This window comes from Bacteroides xylanisolvens (assembly GCF_018289135.1).
GTDB lineage: Bacteria > Bacteroidota > Bacteroidia > Bacteroidales > Bacteroidaceae > Bacteroides > Bacteroides xylanisolvens.
In genome coordinates, this window is the sequence record NZ_CP072216.1 from 4,127,389 (window position 1) to 4,150,981 (window position 23,593).

General features: G+C 46.2%; 25 protein-coding genes and 2 pseudogenes. 17 read left to right on the top strand and 10 right to left on the bottom strand.

Annotated features, from left to right (window positions below; all coding sequences use genetic code 11):
• Nucleotides 1-3: 3 nt before the first annotated feature.
• From INE92_RS17525 to INE92_RS17600, 16 genes and pseudogenes are all read left to right on the top strand, one after another.
• Entirely contained in the window at nucleotides 4-354 is a 351-nt protein-coding gene (locus INE92_RS17525; protein ID WP_004309896.1) for a DUF4133 domain-containing protein, read from the top strand.
• Nucleotides 317-487 carry a DUF3875 domain-containing protein gene (locus INE92_RS27175; RefSeq protein WP_005680104.1) on the top strand — a complete coding sequence of 57 codons (171 nt, stop codon included), beginning with the start codon at nucleotides 317-319 and terminating at the stop codon, nucleotides 485-487. The genes INE92_RS17525 and INE92_RS27175 overlap by 38 nt, the downstream gene beginning before the upstream one ends.
• A 57-nt stretch (nucleotides 488-544) precedes the next feature.
• The gene (locus INE92_RS17535; protein WP_338022578.1) at nucleotides 545-2,413 is read left to right on the top strand and encodes a TraG family conjugative transposon ATPase; all 1,869 of its coding nucleotides are present in this window, start codon (nucleotides 545-547) and stop codon (nucleotides 2,411-2,413) included.
• A 546-nt stretch (nucleotides 2,414-2,959) separates the two neighbouring features.
• Entirely contained in the window at nucleotides 2,960-4,771 is a 1,812-nt protein-coding gene (locus INE92_RS17540; protein ID WP_004318718.1) for a reverse transcriptase/maturase family protein, read from the top strand.
• A 92-nt stretch (nucleotides 4,772-4,863) separates the two neighbouring features.
• Complete coding sequence (locus INE92_RS17545) at nucleotides 4,864-5,307, top strand: TraG/VirB4 family ATPase (protein WP_255344453.1); 444 nt, start codon at nucleotides 4,864-4,866, stop codon at nucleotides 5,305-5,307.
• 20 nt (nucleotides 5,308-5,327) lie between these two features.
• Complete coding sequence (locus tag INE92_RS17550; RefSeq protein ID WP_005680097.1) at nucleotides 5,328-5,960, top strand: DUF4141 domain-containing protein; 633 nt, start codon at nucleotides 5,328-5,330, stop codon at nucleotides 5,958-5,960.
• 24 nt (nucleotides 5,961-5,984) lie between these two features.
• Complete coding sequence (gene traJ / locus INE92_RS17555) at nucleotides 5,985-7,004, top strand: conjugative transposon protein TraJ (RefSeq protein WP_008644756.1); 1,020 nt, start codon at nucleotides 5,985-5,987, stop codon at nucleotides 7,002-7,004.
• Nucleotides 7,005-7,025: 21 nt separating this feature from the next.
• Nucleotides 7,026-7,649 (top strand): annotated as a pseudogene (traK, locus tag INE92_RS17560) (conjugative transposon protein TraK).
• 12 nt (nucleotides 7,650-7,661) lie between these two features.
• Nucleotides 7,662-7,922, top strand: coding sequence for a hypothetical protein (locus tag INE92_RS17565; RefSeq protein ID WP_005680094.1), 261 nt, complete (start codon nucleotides 7,662-7,664; stop codon nucleotides 7,920-7,922).
• A complete protein-coding gene (locus INE92_RS17570; RefSeq protein ID WP_005680093.1) occupies nucleotides 7,922-8,110 on the top strand; it encodes a hypothetical protein in 189 nt (62 codons plus the stop codon). The genes INE92_RS17565 and INE92_RS17570 overlap by 1 nt, the downstream gene beginning before the upstream one ends.
• The gene (traM, locus tag INE92_RS17575) at nucleotides 8,111-9,226 is read left to right on the top strand and encodes a conjugative transposon protein TraM (RefSeq protein ID WP_074706886.1); all 1,116 of its coding nucleotides are present in this window, start codon (nucleotides 8,111-8,113) and stop codon (nucleotides 9,224-9,226) included.
• 33 nt (nucleotides 9,227-9,259) lie between these two features.
• A complete protein-coding gene (traN, locus tag INE92_RS17580; protein ID WP_005680091.1) occupies nucleotides 9,260-10,159 on the top strand; it encodes a conjugative transposon protein TraN in 900 nt (299 codons plus the stop codon).
• Nucleotides 10,160-10,161: 2 nt separating this feature from the next.
• On the top strand, nucleotides 10,162-10,746 hold the full coding sequence (locus tag INE92_RS17585) for a conjugal transfer protein TraO (RefSeq protein WP_008644754.1): 585 nt from the start codon (nucleotides 10,162-10,164) through the stop codon (nucleotides 10,744-10,746).
• Nucleotides 10,747-10,756: 10 nt separating this feature from the next.
• On the top strand, nucleotides 10,757-11,245 hold the full coding sequence (locus INE92_RS17590; protein WP_005680089.1) for a hypothetical protein: 489 nt from the start codon (nucleotides 10,757-10,759) through the stop codon (nucleotides 11,243-11,245).
• A 51-nt stretch (nucleotides 11,246-11,296) separates the two neighbouring features.
• Entirely contained in the window at nucleotides 11,297-11,761 is a 465-nt protein-coding gene (locus INE92_RS17595) for a TraQ conjugal transfer family protein (protein ID WP_005680087.1), read from the top strand.
• Between the two features lie 11 nt (nucleotides 11,762-11,772).
• Nucleotides 11,773-12,258 (top strand): hypothetical protein, encoded by a 486-nt coding sequence (locus INE92_RS17600; RefSeq protein ID WP_005680086.1) that lies wholly within the window; start codon nucleotides 11,773-11,775, stop codon nucleotides 12,256-12,258.
• A 78-nt stretch (nucleotides 12,259-12,336) separates the two neighbouring features.
• Here INE92_RS17600 and INE92_RS17605 read toward each other — a convergent pair whose 3' ends face one another.
• The 6 genes and pseudogenes from INE92_RS17605 to INE92_RS17630 all read right to left on the bottom strand — a co-directional run.
• Complete coding sequence (locus INE92_RS17605; RefSeq protein WP_004308051.1) at nucleotides 12,337-13,110, bottom strand: phage antirepressor KilAC domain-containing protein; 774 nt, start codon at nucleotides 13,108-13,110, stop codon at nucleotides 12,337-12,339.
• 48 nt (nucleotides 13,111-13,158) lie between these two features.
• Nucleotides 13,159-13,584, bottom strand: a complete 426-nt coding sequence (locus tag INE92_RS17610) for a hypothetical protein (protein WP_132061476.1) — start codon at nucleotides 13,582-13,584, stop codon at nucleotides 13,159-13,161.
• Nucleotides 13,472-14,224 (bottom strand): DNA cytosine methyltransferase, encoded by a 753-nt coding sequence (locus tag INE92_RS17615; protein ID WP_008776848.1) that lies wholly within the window; start codon nucleotides 14,222-14,224, stop codon nucleotides 13,472-13,474. Before INE92_RS17615 ends, INE92_RS17610 begins: the two co-directional genes overlap by 113 nt.
• 99 nt (nucleotides 14,225-14,323) lie before the next feature.
• Nucleotides 14,324-14,671 (bottom strand): hypothetical protein, encoded by a 348-nt coding sequence (locus INE92_RS17620; RefSeq protein WP_004313787.1) that lies wholly within the window; start codon nucleotides 14,669-14,671, stop codon nucleotides 14,324-14,326.
• A 12-nt stretch (nucleotides 14,672-14,683) separates the two neighbouring features.
• Nucleotides 14,684-15,004: a helix-turn-helix domain-containing protein gene (locus INE92_RS17625; RefSeq protein ID WP_004308054.1), complete on the bottom strand. Its 321-nt coding sequence runs from the start codon at nucleotides 15,002-15,004 to the stop codon at nucleotides 14,684-14,686.
• Between the two features lie 555 nt (nucleotides 15,005-15,559).
• A pseudogene (locus INE92_RS17630) lies at nucleotides 15,560-15,682 on the bottom strand (N-acyl-D-glucosamine 2-epimerase); the annotation flags it as partial.
• Between the two features lie 166 nt (nucleotides 15,683-15,848).
• Here INE92_RS17630 and INE92_RS17635 point away from each other — a divergent pair.
• On the top strand, nucleotides 15,849-17,054 hold the full coding sequence (locus INE92_RS17635; RefSeq protein ID WP_015531771.1) for an ATP-binding protein: 1,206 nt from the start codon (nucleotides 15,849-15,851) through the stop codon (nucleotides 17,052-17,054).
• A 146-nt stretch (nucleotides 17,055-17,200) separates the two neighbouring features.
• On the opposite strand, the gene INE92_RS17640 is transcribed toward INE92_RS17635, so the two are convergent.
• The 4 genes from INE92_RS17640 to INE92_RS17655 all read right to left on the bottom strand — a co-directional run bounded on the left by INE92_RS17640 (nucleotide 17,201) and on the right by INE92_RS17655 (nucleotide 23,587).
• Nucleotides 17,201-18,055, bottom strand: coding sequence for a DUF4886 domain-containing protein (locus tag INE92_RS17640; protein ID WP_015531772.1), 855 nt, complete (start codon nucleotides 18,053-18,055; stop codon nucleotides 17,201-17,203).
• A 21-nt stretch (nucleotides 18,056-18,076) separates the two neighbouring features.
• Nucleotides 18,077-19,873 carry a glycoside hydrolase family 2 protein gene (locus INE92_RS17645; protein WP_015531773.1) on the bottom strand — a complete coding sequence of 599 codons (1,797 nt, stop codon included), beginning with the start codon at nucleotides 19,871-19,873 and terminating at the stop codon, nucleotides 18,077-18,079.
• 153 nt (nucleotides 19,874-20,026) lie between these two features.
• Nucleotides 20,027-21,286 carry an acetylxylan esterase gene (locus tag INE92_RS17650; RefSeq protein ID WP_195436473.1) on the bottom strand — a complete coding sequence of 420 codons (1,260 nt, stop codon included), beginning with the start codon at nucleotides 21,284-21,286 and terminating at the stop codon, nucleotides 20,027-20,029.
• Nucleotides 21,287-21,520: 234 nt separating this feature from the next.
• The gene (locus INE92_RS17655; protein ID WP_195436472.1) at nucleotides 21,521-23,587 is read right to left on the bottom strand and encodes an alpha-galactosidase; all 2,067 of its coding nucleotides are present in this window, start codon (nucleotides 23,585-23,587) and stop codon (nucleotides 21,521-21,523) included.
• Nucleotides 23,588-23,593 lie beyond the last annotated feature (6 nt).

Sequence of the window (23,593 nt, forward strand, 5' to 3'; positions counted from 1 at the left end):
ACTATGGAATACAATATCAACAAGGGAATCGGCCGCAACGTGGAATTCAACGGCTTGCAGGCACAATACCTGTACTTCTTTGTCGGGGGCTTGCTGGCCATTTTCCTGCTGTTCGTCATCTTCTATATGATAGGTATTGACCGGTGGTTCTGTATCGGTTTCGGTGTCCTCTCCGCTTTCTCTCTGATCTTCGGGGTGTTCCACCTGAACAAGAAGTATGGTCCCAACGGCCTGATGAAGCTGGCCGCAGTCAAGTACCACCCGTCCTATATCATCAATCGCAAACGTATATCTTCCTTATTTAAAAAACGCATTCATGAGAAATATATTAAAAGCCGCAACGCTGGAAAGTAAGTTTCCGATCCTGTCCGTGGAGGAAGGGTGCATTCTCTCCAAAGACGCGGACGTGACCATCGGCTTCAAGGTCTTTCTGCCGGAGCTGTTCACGGTCACTTCCGCAGATTATGTATCCATGCACGGCACATGAACAAAGGCAGTCAAGGTACTGCCGAACTATACGATAGTACACCGCCAGGACTGGTTCCTGAAAGAGAATTACAGGGCCGACACGCATAAAGACGGGATGAGCTTTCTGGATCGTTCTTTCGAGCTGCATTTCAATGAACGGCCTTATTTAAATCATTTTTCTTACCTGTTCATCACTAAGACGACTAGGGAGCGCAGCCGTAGCCGGAGCAATTTCTCCATCCTCTGCCGGGGGAATATCATTCCGAAGGAAGTCCGGGACAAGGATGCGGTCAGCCGCTTTCTGGAGAGTGTCGACCAGTTCGAGCGCATCCTGAATGACTCGGTCTTTATCCGTCTGGAACGGTTGACCACCGATGAGATTGTCGGCACACCGCAGCAGGCCGGATTGATTGAAAAGTATTTTTCTCTTTCGCAGCAGGACACGACCACACTGAAGGATATACAAATGAGCGCATCTGAGATGCGCATCGGGGATGATATCCTCTGTGTGCATACGCTTTCCGACGTGGATGATCTTCCCGGTTCCGTCCAGACGGATACCCGTTATGAGAAATACTCCACCGACCGCAGCGACTGCCGTTTGAGTTTTGCCGCTCCTGTGGGGCTGATGCTCTCCTGTGACCATATCTATAACCAGTTCCTGTTCATTGATGATTCGGCAGAAATCCTGCAACGCTTTGAGAAGACGGCACGTAACATGCACTCGCTTTCCAAGTACAGCCGTGCCAACCAGCTCAACAAGCAGTGGATTGACGCGTATCTGGACGAGGCGCATTCTTTCGGGCTGACCGCCATCCGTTGCCATTGCAATGTCATGGCATGGTCGGACAACCGGGAGAAGCTCAAGGTGATAAAGAACGATACCGGTTCCGCCCTGGCCCTGATGGGATGCAAGCCCCGTTACAATACCATTGACGCGCCTGCCTTGTATTGGGCGGGCATTCCCGGCGGTGAGGGGGATTTCCCTTCGGAGGAGTCCTTTTTTACTTTCATCGAACAGGGAGTCTGCTTTTTCACGGAAGAGACGAACTATGCGGATTCCCTGTCGCCCTTCGGTATCAAAATGGCAGACCGGACAAACGGGAAGCCCCTGCATCTGGATATTTCGGACGAGCCGATGCGTCGCGGTATTACAACCAACCGTAACAAGCTGGTCATCGGGCCATCCGGTTCGGGCAAGTCGTTTTTTATGAACCATCTCGTCAGGCAATATTGGGAACAGGGCACCCACATTATATTGATCGATATAGGTAACAGTTACAAGGGCTTATGCGACCTGATCCATCAGCGTACAAACGGTGAGGACGGTGTGTATTATACCTATAGTGAAAAACGCCCGATAGCTTTTAATCCATTCTTTACCGAGGATAAGGTCTTTGACCTGGAGAAGAAAGAGTCCATTAAAACACTGATCATGTCACTCTGGAAAAGGGATACGGAAGTCATTACCCGTGCCGAGGAAGTAGCCCTTTCAATGGCGGTTAACCTGTTCCTTGAAAAGATAAAGGAGGACAATGAACTGGTTCCTTCTTTTAATACTTTCTACGAGTTCGTACAGGGAGAGTTCCGTGGAATACTGGAGGAGAAGCATTACCGCGAGAAAGATTTCGATCTCACTAACTTTCTGAATGTATTGGCTCCATACTACCGTGGTGGAGAATATGATTATCTGCTGAATTCGGATGAGCAGCTCGACCTGTTGAACAAGCGTTTTGTGGTATTTGAAATTGACGAAATTAAGGAGCACAAAATCCTTTTCCCGGTCGTGACTGTCATCATCATGGAGGCGTTTATTAACAAAATGAGACGTTTGCATGGGGTTCGGAAGATGATAGTTGTGGAAGAAGCTTGGAAGGCTATCGCACGGGAAGGCATGGCCGATTATATAAAGTTTTTGTGTGCGCCCGTAAAGGTTGCATCGTAAATATCTCTTTGGCAAGAGATTAGGAAAGTGTTCTTTGAAAATGACCTATCATCAGCCGACTTATCTGTTTCGGGAAAACTTAACCGAGCAGGGAGTGTAGCATGTCGGAAAAGTCATAAGTCAGTTAGTTACCAAACTGCGACTGAATGGCGAGATGAAAAGATAGATATGAGGATAAAGTCCGAATTGATTGAACGATAGTCCGAATGGTCCCCCTTGAGGCTATGGCGTAAGGTAACTATCAATCGCCATATCGTGATACTACTTCAGTGTATAGGAATGAAGGTAGCAAGAACTTATCACGACACAACCGCAGTAAGCGAGTAAAGGACGGAAGTCGTATCCGACAATCTATCATGCCAACAGTTACGATGTAATAAACGGGGATTACCTATCCCGAAGTGCCGAAAGGCTATTAGGTTCGACCTATGAAAATTCGGAGTGGTAACGGAGCTTCCATAGTAGTTTGAGCAAGGTAACGCCTTGTACATGGCGAAGGGAAGCAGCTAATTATTAATACAATTAACGGAAAATGTGAGAGACATTATGAGAAGTCCAGAAAGAGTATTAAACAGTCTATCAGAACACAGTAAGGATGCAAGCTATAAGTTTGAACGTCTTTACAGAATTTTGTTCAATGAGGAAATGTTCTACGTTGCCTATCAGCGTATCTACGCTAAAGAGGGTAACATGACTAAAGGTTCAGACGGTCAGACCATTGACAACATGAGCCTGAAACGAATTGAAAAGTTGATTGATACGTTAAAAGATGAAACGTACCAGCCCCAACCGTCAAAGAGGGTGTACATACCGAAGAAAAACGGTAAGAAAAGACCTCTTGGCGTGCCGACTTTCAATGACAAGTTGATACAAGAAGTAGTAAGAATGGTACTGGAAGCCATATACGAGGGAAATTTTGAATACACCTCGCATGGTTTCCGTCCCAATCGAAGCTGCCATACTGCATTAACTCATATCCAAAAGGAGTTTAATGGTGCAAAATGGTTTGTGGAGGGAGACATAAAAGGCTTCTTTGATAATATAAACCATGATGTATTGATAAACATTCTCTTGGAGCGTATTGCGGATGAACGCTTCATCCGATTGATACGCAAGTTTATGAAAGCGGGATATATCGAAGACTGGCAATTCCACAATACTTACAGTGGCACACCGCAAGGGGGTATCATCAGCCCGATATTGGCTAATATATACCTTGACAAGCTGGATAAGTATATAAAGGAATACACAGCCAAATTCGACAAAGGGAAGAAACGAAAATTCAGTAGAGAAAGTATGGACTTTGGCAATGCAAGAAAACGTATTGTGCGAAGATTGAAGTTCGTAAAAGACGAAAGGCAAAGGACAAAGCTAATCCTTGAACTGAAAGCAATAGAACAAGGACGGGCTAAATATCCCAACGGCGAAGAAATGGATGCCGATTACAGAAGAATGAAATATGCAAGATATGCAGATGATTTTCTTGTGGGAATTATCGGAAGCAAGCAGGATGCGCAACAGATAAAAGAAGATATTAAAAACTTCCTTGCTGACAGACTGGCATTGGAGCTGTCCGATGAAAAGACACTTGTCACTCACACGGAAAGACCGGCCAAGTTTCTCGGATATGAAATCACTGTAAGAAAGTCCAATGACCAAAGACGGGATAAACGGGGTAGATTGAGAAGAACCTATGGTAAAAGGGTCTGCTTGAATGTCAGTACGGAAACAGTCCGTAAAAAACTTTTCGATTGGGGAGTCTTGGAACTGACAAACCGTAACGGAAAGGAAATATGGAAACCGAAATGTAAATCGGGACTGATATTCAATGACGACCTTGAAATCCTTGATAGTTATAATCGGGAAATCGTGGGGTTCTATAATTACTACTCCATAGCCAACAACTGCGCCCATGCCTTGAATAATTTCAAGTACATCATGGAATACAGCATGTACAAAACGTTTGCAGGCAAATATAAGTGCCGAACACGTAAGGTAAACAAGAAATATCGTAAGAACGGTAGGTTTATCGTAACGCACATGACTAAAACTGGTGTAAAGGAAAGATACTTTTACGACGGTGGCTTCAAACGAAAGAAGCCCACCTATAAATCGGAATGTGACATTATGCCACGAACAATTTATACTGCGGGGCGGACAAGCCTTGTTGAAAGGCTGAAAGCCCGTGAGTGTGAATTATGTGGAGCGACAGACGACCTTGTTATGCACCATGTAAGGAAACTAAAGAACTTGCAGGGAAAGGAAAGCTGGGAACGACACATGATTGCCCGTAAACGCAAGACGATTGCCGTGTGCAGGAGTTGTCACAAGAAGATACATGACGGAAAGATAGACTGAAATTAGTGGAGAGCCGGATACGCTGAGAGGTGTAAGTCCGGTTCGGGGGCGAGCATTTGGAAACCTACCATAGAAATATGATAAGGCGCTGGGTGCTTAGCCTACACAAAACGGTTAGAAAGTATTTTGGTGAGGCCGTTGTCGTCACTCAAGAACTGGACGATATTGTATCAAGTCCCATTATCAAAGACACCATTATCAACAATGCCGATTGTAAGATTCTGCTGGATCAGCGAAAGTATATTAACAAGTTTGACTCCGTACAGTCCCTGCTCGGATTGACCGACAAAGAAAAAGGACAAATCCTGTCTATCAATCAGGCTAACGATCCGGCAAGGAAGTATAAGGAAGTTTGGATTGGTCTGGGTGGTGTCCAGTCTGCTGTCTATGCAACAGAGACCTCTGTCGAGGAGTATCTCACCTATACCACAGAAGAAACCGAAAAGTTGGAAGTCACACAAATGACCGAGAAGCTGGGCGGTAATATGGAGCAGGCGATCCGCGTGTTGGCTAAAGAGAAGAAAAAGAAAAAATAAACGATTAAAATCAAGAAGCAATGAAAAAGAGAATTTTAAGCATGTTGTTTGTCCTGTCGCCCTTTATGGTACCGGCAAGCGTGCAGGCACAATGGGTGGTCAGCGATCCGGGCAACCTCGTCCAGGGTATCGTGAACAGTGTCAATGAAATGGTGGAAACATCTGAAACGGCTCAAAATGCACTTTCCACATGGAAAGAGACCTCAAAGATTTTCGAACAGGGGCGTGAGTATTATGATAAACTGCGTAAGGTGAATGACTTGATCAGCGGCAGTGAGAAAGTAAAAGAGTCCGTCCTGATGCTCAGTGACATTTCTGAAATTTATGTAAACAATTTCGGCAAGATGCTGACCGACAAGAATTTCAGCCAGCGGGAACTGAATGCGATAGCTGCCGGTTATAACACCATCATGAAGAAGAGCAGCCGCAGCATTGCAGAGCTGAAGAATATCATCAACCCCACCGGCATGTCCATGAACGACAAGGAACGCATCGACCTGGTGAACCGGGTATACAGGGAAATGACACATTACAAGGAATTGGCCAACTACTACACCCGCAAGAACCTGCATGTATCCTACCTGCGTGCCAAGGAGAAGAACGAGCAGCAACAGGTATTCGACCTGTACGGCAAGGATGAGCGTTATTGGTAGTCTACAATTTTAAAAGAATCAATTATGGTATTATTATCCATTTCATTTGAAAATATGCACCAGATTCTTCGGAATCTCTATGATACGATGACCAAACTCTGCCACCCGATGATGGACATGGCGATGGCACTCGCTGCATTAGGGGCTTTGTTCTATATCGCTTACCGTGTCTGGCAGTCTCTCTCCCGTGCGGAGCCCATCGATGTCTTTTCGATGTTACGGCCTTTTGTCCTGGGCATGTGTATCCTTTTCTTTGACGTGATGGTGCTGGGAACTCTCAACGGTATCTTTAGCCCCATCGTTCAGGGAACCGGAATGCTGCTCCGTGACCAGACCTTCGACTTGCAGAAGTACCAGCAGGAGAAGGACAAGCTCCGTGCGGACATGATGGCTAAGACGATGATGACCGGACGTGTCTTTGCTTACAATGAGGAGCTGGATGCGGAACTGGATAACATGGGCTGGAGTGAGGAGGAACATACGGCCTTGCAGACCATGTATGAGGTTTCGTATGCCTTCTCCCTGCAAGGTATTGTCCAGATGGTCATGCGCAAATTGCTGGAGATTCTCTTCCAGTCTGCCTCGCTGGTCATCGACACGATCCGTACCTTCTTTTTGATAGTCTTGAGCATTTTGGGGCCGATAGCCTTTGCCCTGAGTGTTTTTGACGGGCTGCAGAACACGCTCATCCAATGGCTGGCACGCTATATCAGTGTCTATCTCTGGCTGCCGGTATCAGACCTATTCGGGGCGATGCTTGCCAAGATACAGACGCTCATCCTGCAGGAAGAGATGAACCTGATGGCCGATCCGATGAGTATCATCGACGTAGACGGTTCCTCGGCCATCTATCTGATATTCATGGTCATCGGCATTATCGGATATTTTTGTGTGCCGACTGTTTCGAACTGGATTGTCCAGGCGGGAGGTATGAGTTCCTATAACCGGAATGTCAACAATACGGCATCCAAGGTGACCAATGTAGCCGGTGCTGCGGCGGGTGCTTCAACGGGAAACGTCGGTGCCGTATTATTGAAAAAGTAGAAATTGAAAAAACATAAAATTATGGAATTTAAAAGTTTAAAAAACATCGAATCCTCGTTCAGGCAGATCCGTCTGTTCACGTTGGTCTTTCTGGGCATTTGCGCCTCGCTGACTACGTATGCCATTTGAAGGTCCTATCTCTTTGCCAACCAGCAACGGGAGAAGGTATATGTATTGGATCAGGGCAAGTCACTCATAGTGGCGTTATCCCAGGATGCGGCATTGAACCGTCCGGTGGAGGCCCGCGAGCATGTGCGCCGCATGCATGAACTGTTCTTTACGCTGGCTCCCGATAAGGCCGCTATCGAATCCAATATCAACCGGGCCATGTATCTGGCGGACAAGAGTCTTTATAGTTATTACCGGGATTGGAACGAGAAAGGCTATTATAACCGTCTGATCAGCGGCAATATCAACCAGACTGTCCTGGTGGACAGCATGCAGTGTGATTTCGATAACTATCCGTACCGGATCACCACCTTTGCCCGGCAGATGATTATCCGAAACAGCAATATCACCGAGCGTTCCCTGGTCACCCGTTGCTTCCTGCAGAGTACGGTCAGGTCGGATAATAATCCGCAAGGCTTCATGGCGGAACGCTTTGAGATTTTGGAAAACAGGGATATAAGGACCGTTGAACGCTAATATAATAAGGTAATGAAAAGCAGGAAGATAAAGACAGAGATCAGCGAAAAGCTAAAGAACGTTTGCGAGGAGCTGTCCGAAAAAGAGCGTAAGGGAGTGCTTGTGGGCATGCTGGCTATCAGTACCGTTCTATGTGCTATCACCGTAACACGCGCTTTCGGGCGTTTTCTCTCCCACGGCACACAAAAGGAGTTGCCGTTTGTCCATCCGGCGGACTCCATCCACCGGGCGGATAAAGACAGTATAATGTATCACCCTAAAACCCACGAGTAATGGAAGATAAAGATTTGGAAAAGCCCGAAGCGGCAGAAGAAACGGCGGTACAGCCGGAAAACGTCAGAGCCTTGAAGGAAGAACCGGAAAAAGAGAAGAAGGTGCTCACACCGGAAGAGATGGAAAAAAGAAGGAAGTTCATTGTGATTCCGGCCTTTGTGCTGGTCTTCCTGGGAGTCATGTACTGAATATTTGCCCCCACCGGCAAGGAAAACGGGACGGAAGCTCCCGGAAATTCAGGATTCAATGTGAACGTGCCGGAGCCTACCACGGCCAAACTGGTTGATAAGAAGACCGCCGCCTATGAGAAGCAGCAGGCGGAAGTGGAGGAAGAAAGCCGGATGAAGTCGCTGGAGCAGCTTGCCGGGACATTGATGAATAATGGAAAATCATCCGATACCGGTGAAAAAGAAAAGGACGGAGACCGGTTGCAACAGTCTGTTAATACCTACGAGCAAATCTCCGGGCAGTTGGATGATTTCTATGAAACTCCCAAAGAGACGGCAAGCGGCGATCTGGAAAGAAAAGTGGACGAACTGAATAAAAAACTGGAAGAGGCGGAAAAGGAAAAGAGCAAGGCGGCTACCCGTGAAGAACTGATGGAGCGTTCCTACAGGATGGCGGCAAAGTATCTGAACCCTGACAAGGATACGGTTCGGGAGAAAGCTGTCGGAGAAGAACCCACGGAAGTTGTTCCGGTTCAGCGGGCGGAGTATCAGACGACTTCCGGCCTTTCACGACCTGTTACGGATTCCGCTTTTATCGCTTCGCTCACTGTCGAGAGGAATTACGGTTTTAATACTGCTGTCGGGAGCAGCTACCAAATGGGGACGAATACCATCGCCGCCTGCATTTCGGAGAACCAGACCATTGAGCAGGGAGGCAGGGTAAGACTCCGGTTGCTGCAACCTCTGCAGGCAGGAAGTATTACCGTTCCGGAGAACAGTCTGGTAACGGGTGCGGCGGTCATACAGGGAGAGCGTCTGGATATCCTGATCAGCAGCATCGAGTATGCCGGAAATATCATCCCCGTGCAGTTGGCGACTTACGATATAGACGGGCAAAAAGGGATTTTCGTTCCCGGATCGGAAACCCGCAATGCGGCAAAGGATGCGGCTGGGACGGTCAGCGAGAGCATGGGAAACAGCGTATCATTCGCACGTTCTGCCGGACAGCAGGTGGTCATGGACCTGACGCGCGGAGTCATGCAGGGCGGCACGCGGTTGATTGCCGGGCGGGTCCGTGCGGTCAAGGTGACGCTGAAAGCCGGATATAAGGTGCTGCTGGTCACAAAGAAACAATAACGGATTATTCACTTTAATAAAAAAGATAAGACAATGAAAATAGTAATAGCATTATTGATGGCTGTACTGGCCTCGGTATCCGGTTTCGCACAGGAAGAAAGACCGGCAAATCCCGTCAGGATTCTGACGGCGGGCCAGCATATCACTCCTTATAAGATAGAGGTCACTTTCGGAAAGACGGTGCATATCCTCTTTCCCACTGAAGTTCGTTACGTGGACCTGGGAAGTAACAATATCATCGCAGGTAAAGCTGACGGGGTCGAGAATGTGGTGCGTGTCAAGGCGGCGGTGAAGGAGTTTCCGGGCGAGACGAACTTCTCCGTGATTACGGGAGACGGTTCTTTCTTTTCTTTCAATGTGGTTTATAAGGAGGAGCCTTCCACGCTGAATATCAATATGGACCAGTGGATGAACCCGGACGAGGGAGAAAAGAAGGGAGGCAGTTCCATCCGTGTCACGGAACTGGGCGAGGAAGATCCGACGGTCATTGCCAGCGTGATGTACACCATCCACCGGCTGGACCGCAGGGACGTGAAGCATATCGGGTGCAGGCAGTTCGGGATGCAGGCTCTTTTGAAGGGCATTTATGTGCATAAGGACCTGATATTCTTCCATGTTTCCCTGACGAACAATTCCAATGTGCCTTTCGATGTGGATTTCGTGCGGTTTAAGATAGTGGATAAGAAGATAGCCAAAAGGACGGCCCGGCAGGAAACTTATATTGAACCGGTACGCACGCTCAATGCCCTGACACGCATCGTGGGAAAGAGCACGGGACGTATCGTGTATGCCTTCCCGAAGATTGTCATTCCTGACGACAAGTTGCTGGAAGTGGAAATTTACGAGAAAGGGGGAGGCCGTCACCAGCGGTTCTATATGGAGAACAGTGATCTGGTGGATGCGCGTATTGTGAATGAATTAATCGGTGAGTAATCATGAAAAGAGTTTTATTTATTATGTTATGCATTTGTCTGCCCTTTGCGGCAGGCGAATGCTTTGCCCAGCGTTACCTGCCGGGACAGAAAGGTATCCAGCTCATGTTAGGCGGTGTGGACGACTTCGGTTCGAATGTGAAGCATCTGCGTGGTAACTTTCAGCTCGGAGTGGCTCTGAGCCGGTATAACCGGAACCATTCCCGCTGGCTGTTCGGGGCGGATTATGTGAAGAAGCACTATTCCTACAAGGACATTGCGATTCCCAAAGCGCAGTTTACCGGAGAGGTAGGCTATTTCGTGCCGTTCTTCTCGGACCGTGGCAGGAACGTGTTCTTCTCTGCCGGTCTTTCCGCTCTGGCGGGTTATGAGACGACCAACTGGAACTGCAAGCTGCTCTATGACGGGGCGACTTTAAAGAATGACGGATGCTTCATTTATGGTTTTGCCCCGGCTTTCGAGATGGAGGCGTTCCTTTCCGACAGGCTGGTTTTTCTTTTCAATGTCCGCCAGAGGATATTCTTCGGATCATCCGTGGGGAATTTCCACACGGCGGTAGTTGTCGGTGTCAAGTACATTTTTAATTAGCGGCAATAGTATGGAACAAGGCAATTGGAACGTGGATGAGATGCTTCATTGGCTGGATATGAAAATAAACCGGGAAGACCGGGACATACGTGAACAAAGCAAGAAGATGAATGGGAATTTCCTGCACTTTTTCGAATGGAATGCGGAGAGCCTGTATAAGTCTCATTTTATGTCCGGGTGTTATAAGATACTCCGGCAGGCGGTGGACGGGGCAAAGGACATGGATACGGTTCGGAATATTGTTGAGGACAACATTGCTTACTGTGAGAGCAAACTGTTGAACGGTCAGGTGGATTGTAACAGTTCCAGCCGGACAACGAATGTTGCCCATTTCCTGAAGTTGGAGTGTATGCAGCAGTTGGTTAGGGATTACCGGGAATTCGCGAATATCCTTGCGCAAACGCCTCCCGAAGAGAATTTGCAACAGACGGCTAATAAAACAGAAAAGAAGAGAGAAGAGCCGCCTGAAAGAAAGATAAAAACGGGCATCAGGCGTTAGCCGACAACGGACTCAATCAAGTAAATTATTCATTTAGTAATACGTAAAATCATGAAGATGAAATTAATAATAAGTGGTATCATGCTCACATTGCTTTGCCTGCTGGGTGGCTGTGATGATAAATTGGAAGTACAGCAGGCTTATGATTTCTCGCTAACGTCCTGGTATCTCCAGAAGACCATTTCCCCGGATGAAACCGTGGAGATTCGTCTGACACTCAATCGTAGCGGAAACTATGAGGAAGCCGGCTATCAAATCGGTTATATACAGATGGAGGGCAGCGGCGAGGTGTACGACAAGAAGAAGGTCTATCTGGTGAACCGGGAGATGCAACCGTTGGATTCGATAGCGGAGTTGGATGACAGCGATCCCTGCCGCCAGGTATTCACGCTCTTCTATCATAACCGAAGCAGCAAGAATGCGGAGATTAAATTCGTGATAGCGGATAATTTCCATCAGGAAAGAGAACTGGATATATCCTTTCAGAGCAAAACTGAAACGGACATGGAACTATAAATCGGACAACAATGGATAAAAGTGATTTAAGGATCGAACAATTGCAGCAATATCTTGACAAGAAGAAAGGGGTTGTGGAAAGCGATATAAAAGAGTATAACCAGCAACTGGGAAAAAACTATCTTCATTTCTTTGACTGGCATGCCGATGACTTGTATAAGGCCTGTTATATGGATAAGAATTATAAGGCCATTCAGGAGGCGATTGATGCCGCTGAAACGCCGAAGGATATTGAAGGGATTTTGAAGCGTTATACCCTGTATATAGAAGATGATCTCCTGAACGGTCCGCTTGTCAAGAAAAGTACCAGCCCGATGTCGAATATGGCCCATTCCCTGGAGATAGAATGCAAACAGAAATTGCTGAAGGACCTCCGGTATTTAAACAGGCTTCTTCAGAGTGAGACTGTAAGTGAAAGGATAAGGCCGCAAGAAGCACCCCGACAAGAGATTGTGCCTGTGAAAGAAAAGAAGAAAACGGGACCACGGTTGAGATAGTATCAATTGAAAGCAATAAAAAAGCTACTGAATTTTTGTTTCAGTAGCTTTTTTATTTATCCCAGTCTTATATTCCGGCTATACCAGATAAGCCTCAAAAAGATAATGTATGAATAACCGACCCTTTTCCGTCCAAACGGTCAACATGGCCGTGCCGGTTTCTCCTGTGCGGCTTTCCCATACATGGGTCCGGGTTGCCGTATAGCCTTGATTCTGATAAGGAGCTTTGAGCAGCCATTGACCGGATTGACGGAACTGGATGCCTGCCCATCGAAGCCGTTTGTTCAGCATACCGGCAGTCATTCCCAATTCTTTCGCTATCTGTGTGGTCGTGTAGGTGCTTTGGGATTGGAGGACTTTGTCATAATACTGAACTTTTGGGGCCTGTAGCTTGAGTTTCAGGATAGCATAGTTGTTCTCCTTCTCCAATGCTGAAATACGGCTGTCTCGCTCTTTTATACGGTTCTGTGCGAGCAATATGGCACGCGCAAGCAGTTCATTATCCGTTTCGCCATTCTTCTTAAGAAGATAGCCACCGTTCTTTAGTGTTTCGGGAACCAGTTCATCAAATATCCAGCTTTCGAATTTCTCAGCGGAAGGCAGCTTGCTACCGGCAATCAGCCGGTATACGTTCCCTTCGCTGATGTACTTGATTTTCTGGACGGCACTGCGTGTAGGGGTGTCGTAAACCACGACGCCCATTGGTTTACAATGTCTTACGACGGCATCTCTCGGATTGGAGTAGCCAAGTGCGGCGGCAACATCTGAGGCGCAGAACCATATTTTCCCGTCAATTTCCAGTGTCCGGATGCGTCCGAACTCAGGATGTTCAAATATTGATACTTTATTCATGACTGTTTAATTTATAGGTTTCTTCTATTGCTTTAAATATCTCGTAGACTACCTGGGGGACGATAGCGTTCCCGTATCCTTTAATGGATGCCTGTCTTCACCGAGAAAAGGAGATACCGTCCAGTCGGGGGGGAAGCCCATCATCTCGGCTACAAACAGGGGATTCAGCTGGAAACTCTTTCCAGTCCGGGCGAAGAAATCCGGAAGGCTGTTCTTCTGTGGTATCTTTCCCCGTTTCTTCAGGTTCTCCAGTGAAGGTGCGCCTTTCCAATCCCGCGCTGTCGGTGTCGGCATCACTTGTCCTTCTGCCAGCCATTGTAGGATCGATTCTTCCAGATTGTTCCCGTCCGTGTTTTCCAGCTCAGTATTGTCCGGTATCGGTTCCGGTAGTATCCCGTAAAAGTCCAGAAAATCCGTCAGGCCGTTGGGATTCTTCTCTCCGGCTATCTGGGCATGGGGTGAGGATAAATTCATCGATTTCCATTTCCTGACTCTTTCGGCATGGTGTATCTCTGTTGCCACTGGCGTTGGCAGAAGCATTCCATGGATTATCTCCGGTAGTCCCTGCTGCCTGCTGCCCGGCCCCCTGCGCTTGTAGTCCTGTGCCGTCACGGTGGGCAATAAACCAAACTCTATCCCGTCTGTGAGGTGCACCGACGGAACAAGCCGGTATAAGTACCGGCTGGACGGAATATCCTTCGCGTTCAAGATCACGGCAAATGGTTTCAACAACATATTGCTGTCGTCTTTTAAATACAGGCTCACTCTCTCCGAATAGAGTGGATTGACTTCCCACTTCAGTCTCCTGACCGGGCTGTACCATCGTGAGGATGCCAGCAACGTTCTCACCAATGACCCAATCGGGCCTGATCTCATGTATGGCCCTGAGCATGTGAGGCCAGAGATAGCGGTTATCATCCGCTCCCTTTCTTTGGCCTGCGACGGAGAATGGTTGACAAGGAAAACCTCCTGTAAGGACATTGATTTTTCCTCTCCATTCCCTGAAATCTGTCGTTGTGACATCTGTATAACTTTTCGCATCTTTAAACCAGTAATTTAGAATGGTATTACAAAAATCGTCTATCTCGCAATGGAAGGCATTCTGCCATCCCATTCATTCGGCAGCCAGGTCTGGGGCGCCGAATCCACTAAACAGGGAAGCGTGTACCAGACGCTTCCGCTGTTTCTTGTCTTGCTCTTCTTCTTTCATTGTTTATTCATTATTTAGAGGTTCGAGGTTCATTACTTTTTTGTCGATCTTACGATAGATGCTCCCCATCTCCAGCATATTTTCCAATCGGAGCAGGTCCGTGATTTCATAGACGGTCATCCCTTTCTGTGTCGTGAAGCGGATATATCCTTTCTGTCGCTGTATCTCCACTTCTTCGGGAGTCATGTGCAGGACTTCACAGATTTCCTGCAAGGTCAGGGTAAGGCTTACTTCCTTAACTGTGTAGATGTAAGTCAGGATGTTCAGCATCTGGAGGCATTTGCGGTGTGATTTGACGAGTGCTGCGAATTTGTTTCGTTCTATGACGATTACTTTACTTTGATTTTCCATGTGAATTTTTATTTATGAGTTAATAGAATCGGATATGAAATCTTCGTTTAGACATTCTTCTCTCAGGAATTTATATACGTCAGAAGCCCAGAAGTAAATCTTGCCGCTGAGTTTGAAAAATGGGAGTTTCCCGGAATTACGCCAGCGGATCAGTGTCCGGTCGCATACTTTCAGCATCAGGCGCATATCCCGGCTGTCCAGCATTTGCTTACCGTTGAAACTGGTTACTGCTTCCAGAGCCGTTTCCAGCTTGGCAATCAGTTTTCGTTGTTCCTCAAAGTTGTCCTTTATCATTGCTTTGAGTATCTCAATATCATTTCTGTTCTCTTCCATACAATATTCCTTTGTTCTAATGGGTTATTTTTCTTTCTTCGGTTGCAAAGTTTTCAAAATTAGGCATGAAAAAATAGGGCTGACGGTAACCGCCAGCCCCACATTTTCCTTGTAACTCACTTGGTATCAATGTGAATTTTCAGAATATTTTTTCTTCATCAGGATAGAAAGGGGAATACACGCAATTCTCCTTCTTAAAAAAGAGACTGATAGAATGACAGAGGATATCGGATAAAAAAAGGGCTGACAATTAATTGTCAACCCTTCTATAAATATGCTATGATTAACTTGGAAGCATCAAAAACATTGCTTACCTTTGTGTTACAGAGATATTTGAAATTATGCAGAGCAATGCAATGTGTAGCTGAACTTCCACTACTATATCGTTACCTGCATCTTTATAAAAACACTTTTAATCGCTGATTTATAAAAGATTAAAACGAACTACACTCTTTTTCACCGAGAAACGAAATGTTTCAAGCAGGGAAACAAAGTGTTTCACGCCGAGAAACAAACAGTTCCAAACAGGGTTGGAACTAAACGACTGCAATGAAATCAAAAGCGCTCCATTATCTCCATACACATACGCCCGTTATGGTAAGGACATTTCCAAAATCCGGCTTTATCATCCTCACGGTTGACAGTCCCATCAGCCGAAAGGCTCCAGTACCATTCACCGAAGCAAGCCGAGCCATGTACTTGAGTTACTCAAGCCTCCTACATCATTTCACTGAGTTTGAAGTATGATTAAAACATCTCATTAAATCTATAAAAGTTTGAAGTATAATTAAAACTTTTCCGTATATTCGCAAGAGTTTAAAGTATAATTAAAACTTTCAGGCGTATGAACTTCCCTCGAATCCTCAAAAAAAGAAAAGGTTATATTGACCGAATAAAACCTTTTATGCAAAAATCTGTAGTCAAGGTGTTAACAGGGCAACGCCGTGTAGGCAAAAGTTTCCTCCTTTACCAGCTTATTGAAGAAATTTTAGCAAAAGAACCGGATGCGAATATTATCTATGTCAATCTTGAAGATTTTACATTCAGTTCTCTGCAAACAGCAGAAGATTTACACTCGTACATCATTTCTCATAGCAAAGAAAAAGCTAAGAATTATATCTTTATCGATGAAATACAAGATATTCCCGGGTTTGAAAAAGTCATCCGTTCGCTCCTGCTCAATGAAGATAATGATATATACATTACAGGTAGTAACGCCAAGATGCTTTCAGGAGAACTCGCCACTTATTTAAGTGGCAGATATATCGAATTCAAAATATATAGTCTCTCCTATTCTGAGTTTCTTGAATTCCACGGATTAACTGAAAGTGAAACGAGTTACGAATTATATAGCCGTTATGGCGGACTTCCCTATTTATTAAATCTCCCTCTCGAAGATGAAACGGTCAATGAATATTTGAAGAGTGTATATTCCACGATTGTATTTCGTGATGTTGTCAGTAGATACAAGTTACGCAATACTTTGTTCCTTGAGAAACTGATTCAATTTTTATCCGAAAACATAGGCAATCTCTTTTCGGCAAAGAATATCAGTGATTATTTAAAATCACAACATACCACCATATCAGTTAACCAAATACAAAGCTATACGGAATATTTAAACAATGCTTTCCTGATCCACCGGGTAGAGCGGTATGATTTAATTGGGAAACGCGTATTTGAGATAGGAGAGAAATATTATTTCGAAAATATGGGAATCCGGAACATTGTCATCGGATATCGCATTACAGACAAAGCCAAAATATTGGAAAATCTAGTGTATAACCACCTTTTATACAAAGGTTACGATATTAAGGTTGGCTATTACGGAGATAAGGAAATTGACTTTATCGGAGAAAAGAATGGAGAAAAACTATATATACAGGTCGCTTTAAAAATAGATAGCGACAAGACAGCAGAAAGAGAATTTGGAAACCTGCTAAAGATACAGGACAACTATCCCAAAATAGTGGTAACAGAAGATACATTCAGCGGAAACAGCTACGAGGGTATACGCCATTGTCCCATACGCCAGTTCTTAATGGAGTAAACCATACGATATACGAAAAATAAATGCAGTACACCATCGGGTTACCACGAGCAATCAAATCGCCTTTGGTGTGCTGCATTTACATTTGAATCAAGTCATCGATAATGCCATGGATTCTGCTGCAAGACGGGCGGCAATGTCTATTGTTAGTTAGTAATAGACAGCTCGGTTACCTTATACGGATGTTTTACTGCCGCATGGGCAGCTTTCTGAGCAACAGCTTTCCTCGCCTCATCCAACCCTTCCGGGGCATAAGGATTCCCGACTACATTGTGTTTGAAGATACGTTCGAACCAGGTACAGGCAGCGGTATAACGTCCAATCTTCACATCCAGATGATAGCCGTCCCTGTTCAGATGGTCGCCGATAAAAGAAGTACGGGCATTCTGTATAGCAGTGCCCGAAGGGATGACAATCTTTATCTTATTCACCTTAGCCGCCTTCTTCACTGCATCGGCAATAGCCTGATACATGGTCAGTTGATTGCAGTTGTAGTTTTTAAATCCACTATGCTTGGAAGTAGACGCATACGCCCAGGTTTGGTGCAGCATCAGCTTTGTTTTTTTTGGAAGACGTACTTTTACATATTCTATGAGCTCGGGAAGAGAGGCTTCATACGTCTCATACATTCCCGAAAAAGGACTTGCCTGTTGCAGGCTGACATAATCCCAGTCTTCATCTGCCAGCACCGCTTCCAAAGACATCTTGCCCTTTTCCCGTTTCTTTCCATCCGTACCGATTTTCCGGTAGGCATAGGCAGGAGCATTGTCACGGGCATTTTTCACATGACGTTCTAGAGAACAACCGCCGATAAACATATTGCCGATTATGGTTGAAATGCCTTCGGCTTCGGCAAGTTCATGCAGATATTGCTCCACGGCATCCTGGGAGAAACTGTTGCCGATAGCAAGTATCCTGACCGTTTTTTGCTGCGCATACACTCCTCCGGCAAGAAGGAGCAGTATGCACATACAAATCACTACAATCTTATATTGCTTCATCACATTCAAATATAGCTAAACTTATCGGTTATTTCTCTTTTTCATGTAATAATCTCTCATCAGATACCACGCTTTCTTACGCATACCCTGGTCGGATATGAGTCCTTTGCGGTTCCAGCCATCCTGATTGGTGGGGTGGAAACGGAACGGCGAACGGAAGTCGAACAGAATCCAGGGAGATACACCACGCAGGTTCGGGATATTGTCGAACATACGGATATTATCCCTATACAGACGTGCCTGATATTCCTCACTCCAGGAGCTGACTACATTCTCATCACCAGACTGACCGTACAATGCTTCGCCGCCAAATTCCGAGATAATCAACGGTTTGTCCGTCACGACTTCCCATATAGCGTCTTTCGGTTCCACAGGCCACGGATGATACCAGCCCATATATTTATTGATAGCTACGACGTCCAGTTGGGAAGTAAAAGAATCTTCCATTACAAAACGCTGTTTTTCGCTATTGAAGTGCACAAGGTCGAAAGCGGCAACATACAAGCGGGTAGTGTCCAGCTGTTTTCCCGTTTCGAGCAGGGAAGTAAGGAATTCATTCCGTTCTTTGGAAGGCTGTGTTTCATTGGCAACACCCCAATAACCTACCGCGCAGCGGTTTTGATCGCGCTTAATCATTTCAGAAAGCATCCTCTGCGCTTTCTTACGGGTATCATCGTCTGTAAAATCAATGCCTTGCCAAATAGGAATCTCCTGCCAGAGAAGGAAACCCATCTTTTCCGCCAGGCGTACCGTGTACTCATTCTGCGGATAATGAGCCAGGCGAATCATGTTCACACCAAGTGCTTTCGCTTCATTTAGCAACATAGCTGCATCGGCTTCCGAGAAAGCACGCCCCATACGTTGCGGGATTTCTTCGTGGAAAGAGATACAGCACATAAATGTCGGCTTCCCGTTCAGGTAAATATCAGTTCCTTTCACGGTGATATTGCGGAAGCCTATTTGCTCTTCCACGCGGTCGGCACTTGAAGATACAGTCACGCCATAGAGTTTCGGTTCTTCCGGCGACCAGCGTTGCAGCTTCTTCGCATTCAATACGGTTTCCGCCTTTCCTTCCGCGTCGGTGGTGAGCTCCGCGTTGATTTTGAGTTCGGGGATGGCAACTGTTACTTTCTCACCTGCCTTTTCATCAGAAAGACGCACACGGGCAATTATCCGGTCGGGAGCATTTTTATCCAGTTGGATAAAATAATCTTCTATAAATGTCCGGGGAGTTTTCACCAGCAGCACATCTCTTGTGATGCCGCCATAGTTCCACCAGTCGAATGCCATAGCGGGAATGGCGTCTTTGGTACGGCGGTTGTTCACTTCTACCGCCAGGAAGTTGTCACCGTCTTTCAACAGGTCTGTCACTTCCACTTGAAAAGGAGTAAAACCGCCTTCGTGCTCTGCTATCTCTTTTCCGTTCAGGTAGACTTTGCAACGATAGCTGACAGCACCGAAATAAAGGAACTGGCGTTTGTCTGCCAAGCGTTTGGCATCAAAGTGACGAGCATACCATACAGTGCCTTCGTAATACTTCAATTCGGGCGATTGAGAGTTCCAGTCACCCGGAACATTAAGACGCAACCCGCCTTCAAACGCGTATTCGTAGAAATCAATATTTCCTTCCGGTTGCCGGTTCTCATAGATTTTCATCCGTTGCCCCTGGTCGTACAGGTCGATGATAGCATTCCATTTACCATTCAGCGAATGGATGTTGCGACCATATACATTCGTTATCAGCTCCTGTGCCGCAACGCTTCCAGCAAAAACGATTAGCAACAATAGACATAGACTTAATTTCTCACCTGTTTTCATTTAAGTATGTTGTTATAATTAGTGTATATAATAAGTTCAGGCACGGATTATACGGATTTCATGGTTTTTAGAATAGAATAGGTAAAACAACAGTGTTAATCCGTGTAATCCGTGCTATTTCGATTTATTTTTCAGGAAATTCATTACCCAGTTTCAGGCTGCGCTCCACTGTTCGGCATAGGCATAATGAGCGGTCGTCTCAGCTACAAACAGCTCTTTCGGAGCATTAATCACGTTGTAAGCGGAGTAAGTGGTGGTAGGCGGACAGACCATATCATTATAACCAAAAGTATAGAATCCCGGAACTTTGACCTGTCGGGCAAAATTCACCACATCAAAATACTGAACGGTTTTAATCTTTTCCGGTGTCCGGTTCTTCTCATCCTTCAACATATGCGGCCAACCGCCTGCACGACCGTGGGTATAACCCGCCATATCACACAAGGCTGGATAGAAAGAAACCAATCCCTTGACACGATCATCGAGTCCGGCAATCACAATGGAAAGCGCACCGCCCTGGCTTCCTCCAAAGGTCGCCAGATTACCATTGAATTCGGGAAGTGTGTAAATGAAATCAATGGCTCTCACACAGCCTGTATAAACCCGTTTGTAATAGTACTTGTCCCGATTGTCCATATTGAACGAGTGGTAATTCTTCAAAGCTCCGTTATAAAGCCGATGATACACATCTCCCGTCAGGTTGACCGGAATGCCGTGAATACCGATTTCCAGAATGATAAAACCTTTTCCGGCACGTTCGGCTTCTCCGTTATAGGCACGGATACCTGCCCCCGGCACTTTCAGAATCGCCGGATATTTCCCGGAAGCCTTCGGAACACAAAGGATGCCGTACATACGGGACGCATAGTCATTGTTCGCGAAGGAGACATGATATACGTTCACCTTATCTGTGCACCTTTCCGGCAGTAAAGTCATTATCGGTTCCAGTGCCCACTTTTCTGCGGCTTCTTTGGTGCTTTTCCAAAATTCCAGAAAGTCGGCGGGCAACGGAGTGGTCGGTTGTAATTTCTCAGGAGAGAAGCCGACGGTAGCCACGCCTTCATACTCACGCCCTTGGCAAGTGACGAAAGCGCGGCAACGCAGGAATCCTTCTTTTTTCATAGTCCCTGCGTTAATTTCAAGCTTTTCATTCTTCAAAGGCTGTTTGCCTGTCTGATGAGGTTTCATCATGTCTTCCGAAATCTCATAGCGCACTTCCAGATTATCCTGCGGGATATTGCATTTCAATACCACTACTTTGAATTTCACTTTTTCTCCCGGTTTATACAGCCAATTGGTGTGGTCGGGAGTGACCTGCACTTGAACCAGTCTTTCCTGTGGCTGCCCCCATGCAACTATCTGCATGGAGACAAATACTATCAGGAAAAGAAGAAAACGTACACTTTTTATCATAGTTCCCTATTTTATTTCATTTGTCATTGCTATATTAATATTCCATTTATCAGCTATTAATACCCATTGTCTCAACTATTAATACCTATCCGCCCAACTATTAATACCTGACAACTCAACTATTAACATCCAACAGCAGAGATATTAATGCTCCTCTCCACACATCATAACACTCTGCGAATCAGAAGTTAACACATCATTCGTGATTAGCGTAAAATGCAGATAGCCGCCTTTTTATGGTTTTACTTCGTATTGATAGAGTGCAAAAGAGTTCTTGTCATTTAGCTCGAAACTTACTCTACCCTGTGCGACGACTTTTGCAGCAAACTTCTTGCCACTTCCCATCACAGGAGTAAAAGTAACTTTCTTACCCTCAGGAAGCCAAGTGTCAATAGTCCCCCTGGCTTGCTCATTATCTTCGCGGTAAACCACAAGATAGCCTTGCGTGCCGGAGACGGTCGATTGGAATCCTGTCCACGAACGTCCCGAAGGTTCTTCACCAATAGGCAGTATGACGCCTTGATGAAACCGGAGTTGCAAAGGTTGGTATTTCTTGAGTAGAGATGCCGTAATATAAGCCTCTTCGGGCAGGTTCGAAGCCTCCATCCAAGCCAACGGCTGTGCCGCCAAGGTGATAGCAAAGAGGTAATCGAAACTGTAACGGGCGGGGGCAAAAGGGTCGGCAGCGTCATACTTGTCGGCATTGCGCCATTTATTAAGGAACTCTATCTGCATCTTCTCCGCCGGTACATAGCGGGACAGCATCCAGAGGTTGCGCAAGGTGCGATAAGGGTAATAGTTGCCCCAATCGGTATAGCGGTTTTCCAAGAAGATGTTGCCATACTCGTTCATATAGTGATACCCGCCGCGACGACCGGCAGTGGCATCGAGGTTGAAAATCACTTCATAGTTGGTTTGCTCCAACACGGTATCAAACAGTCGGCGCAGATTCTGTTCGGCTGTCTTGGTAGGTATCTGCAGGCCGTCTATCTTAAAACAGCAGATGCCGTACTTCTTATAAAGTCCGATAATGGCTTGCGCATCTTTTTGCCAATCGGCAAAATCATTCTGTATGCTGGGATTGAACCATAATCCGATGCGAATACCCAATTTCTTGCCTTTCTCTACAATAGGTTTCAGACCATGAGGGAATTTCGTGGGGCTGGGCGTCCAGTAACCGGTATTCTTCCAAATATCCTTAAAACTACCTCCGGCAGTCTTCGAGTTAGGGCTTTTTCCGCTCTGCCAGCCATCGTCCAGTTGAAAGAGCGTGATGCCCATGCGTGCGGCACGATCCAGTTCTGCCAGACAGAAAGCCTCATCTATTTTGGCATCCTGGCTACGGTCGCCCCAGGTATTGAGCATAATCATCTCATCCTGTACGGCGGTATGATGGCGCAGTTGTTTCTGATAGAGGCGCAAGGCAGTAAGCGCTTCTTGCTCGCCGCCGGTATAGATGCCGGTAACGCATCCATAAACGCGGGTCCAGCTATCCGGCTTTACATCATGAGACGCAATGCCCAGCCCCACTACCATAAAACCGCTAAAGTCCGCCACGAAGTCAGAACCCGGATAATGTAATTGGGTACTGCTGCTAGGAGCCTCTTTCAAAAAAAAGAAGCCTTGACGCGTAACTACGTCATGAGCAAAAAGCAAATTACCACGATACGTATTGCGACGGTAAGGAAGCCAGGTACGCCCGGCCACCAGATTATCGTTCCAATCGGTGTAGTCGAAAAACTCTATTGTGCGGGCACTCCAATGATTGCCGGATAGTTGCAACCTGTCGAGCGTGGGAGTTTTCACCCCCGTAGCCATATCGGCCGTGTGCTCTATATTTTTGCGGTCGGCGTTAGAGCGGTTATCCTCCTTATTCTGATAAAGTTCCACTTGCCCTTTCAGATAGGTATCGCAAGCAATGGCGGGACAGTCTGCATAAATGCGATAGCGACGCTCTATATTCAGCGAACCGATAGTGCAAGCCACGGTAGCCTGCAAATAACTGGCGTGGATGCCGTTCGTCGGTATCTCGTTCACGGTAAGTGTAGCATCCGTAGGGATACCTTTCACAATCGAGAAATCGGGTTGTTTGCCCTGTGCCGGAATGGTTTTTCCGTGTTGCTTGTCAGTAAGGCTGATGGTAACAGGCGCACCGTTATTCCACAGCATGACGCGTTCCATATAGTTATTGCCCATACGTAGCGTGTCACCTTTCAGAAAAGCGTAATACTGTTGTCCTCCCCAAAGCGGCAAGGTACATATTGCCGATAGAAATATCGTGATAATATTTTTTTTGCTCATAGTTTG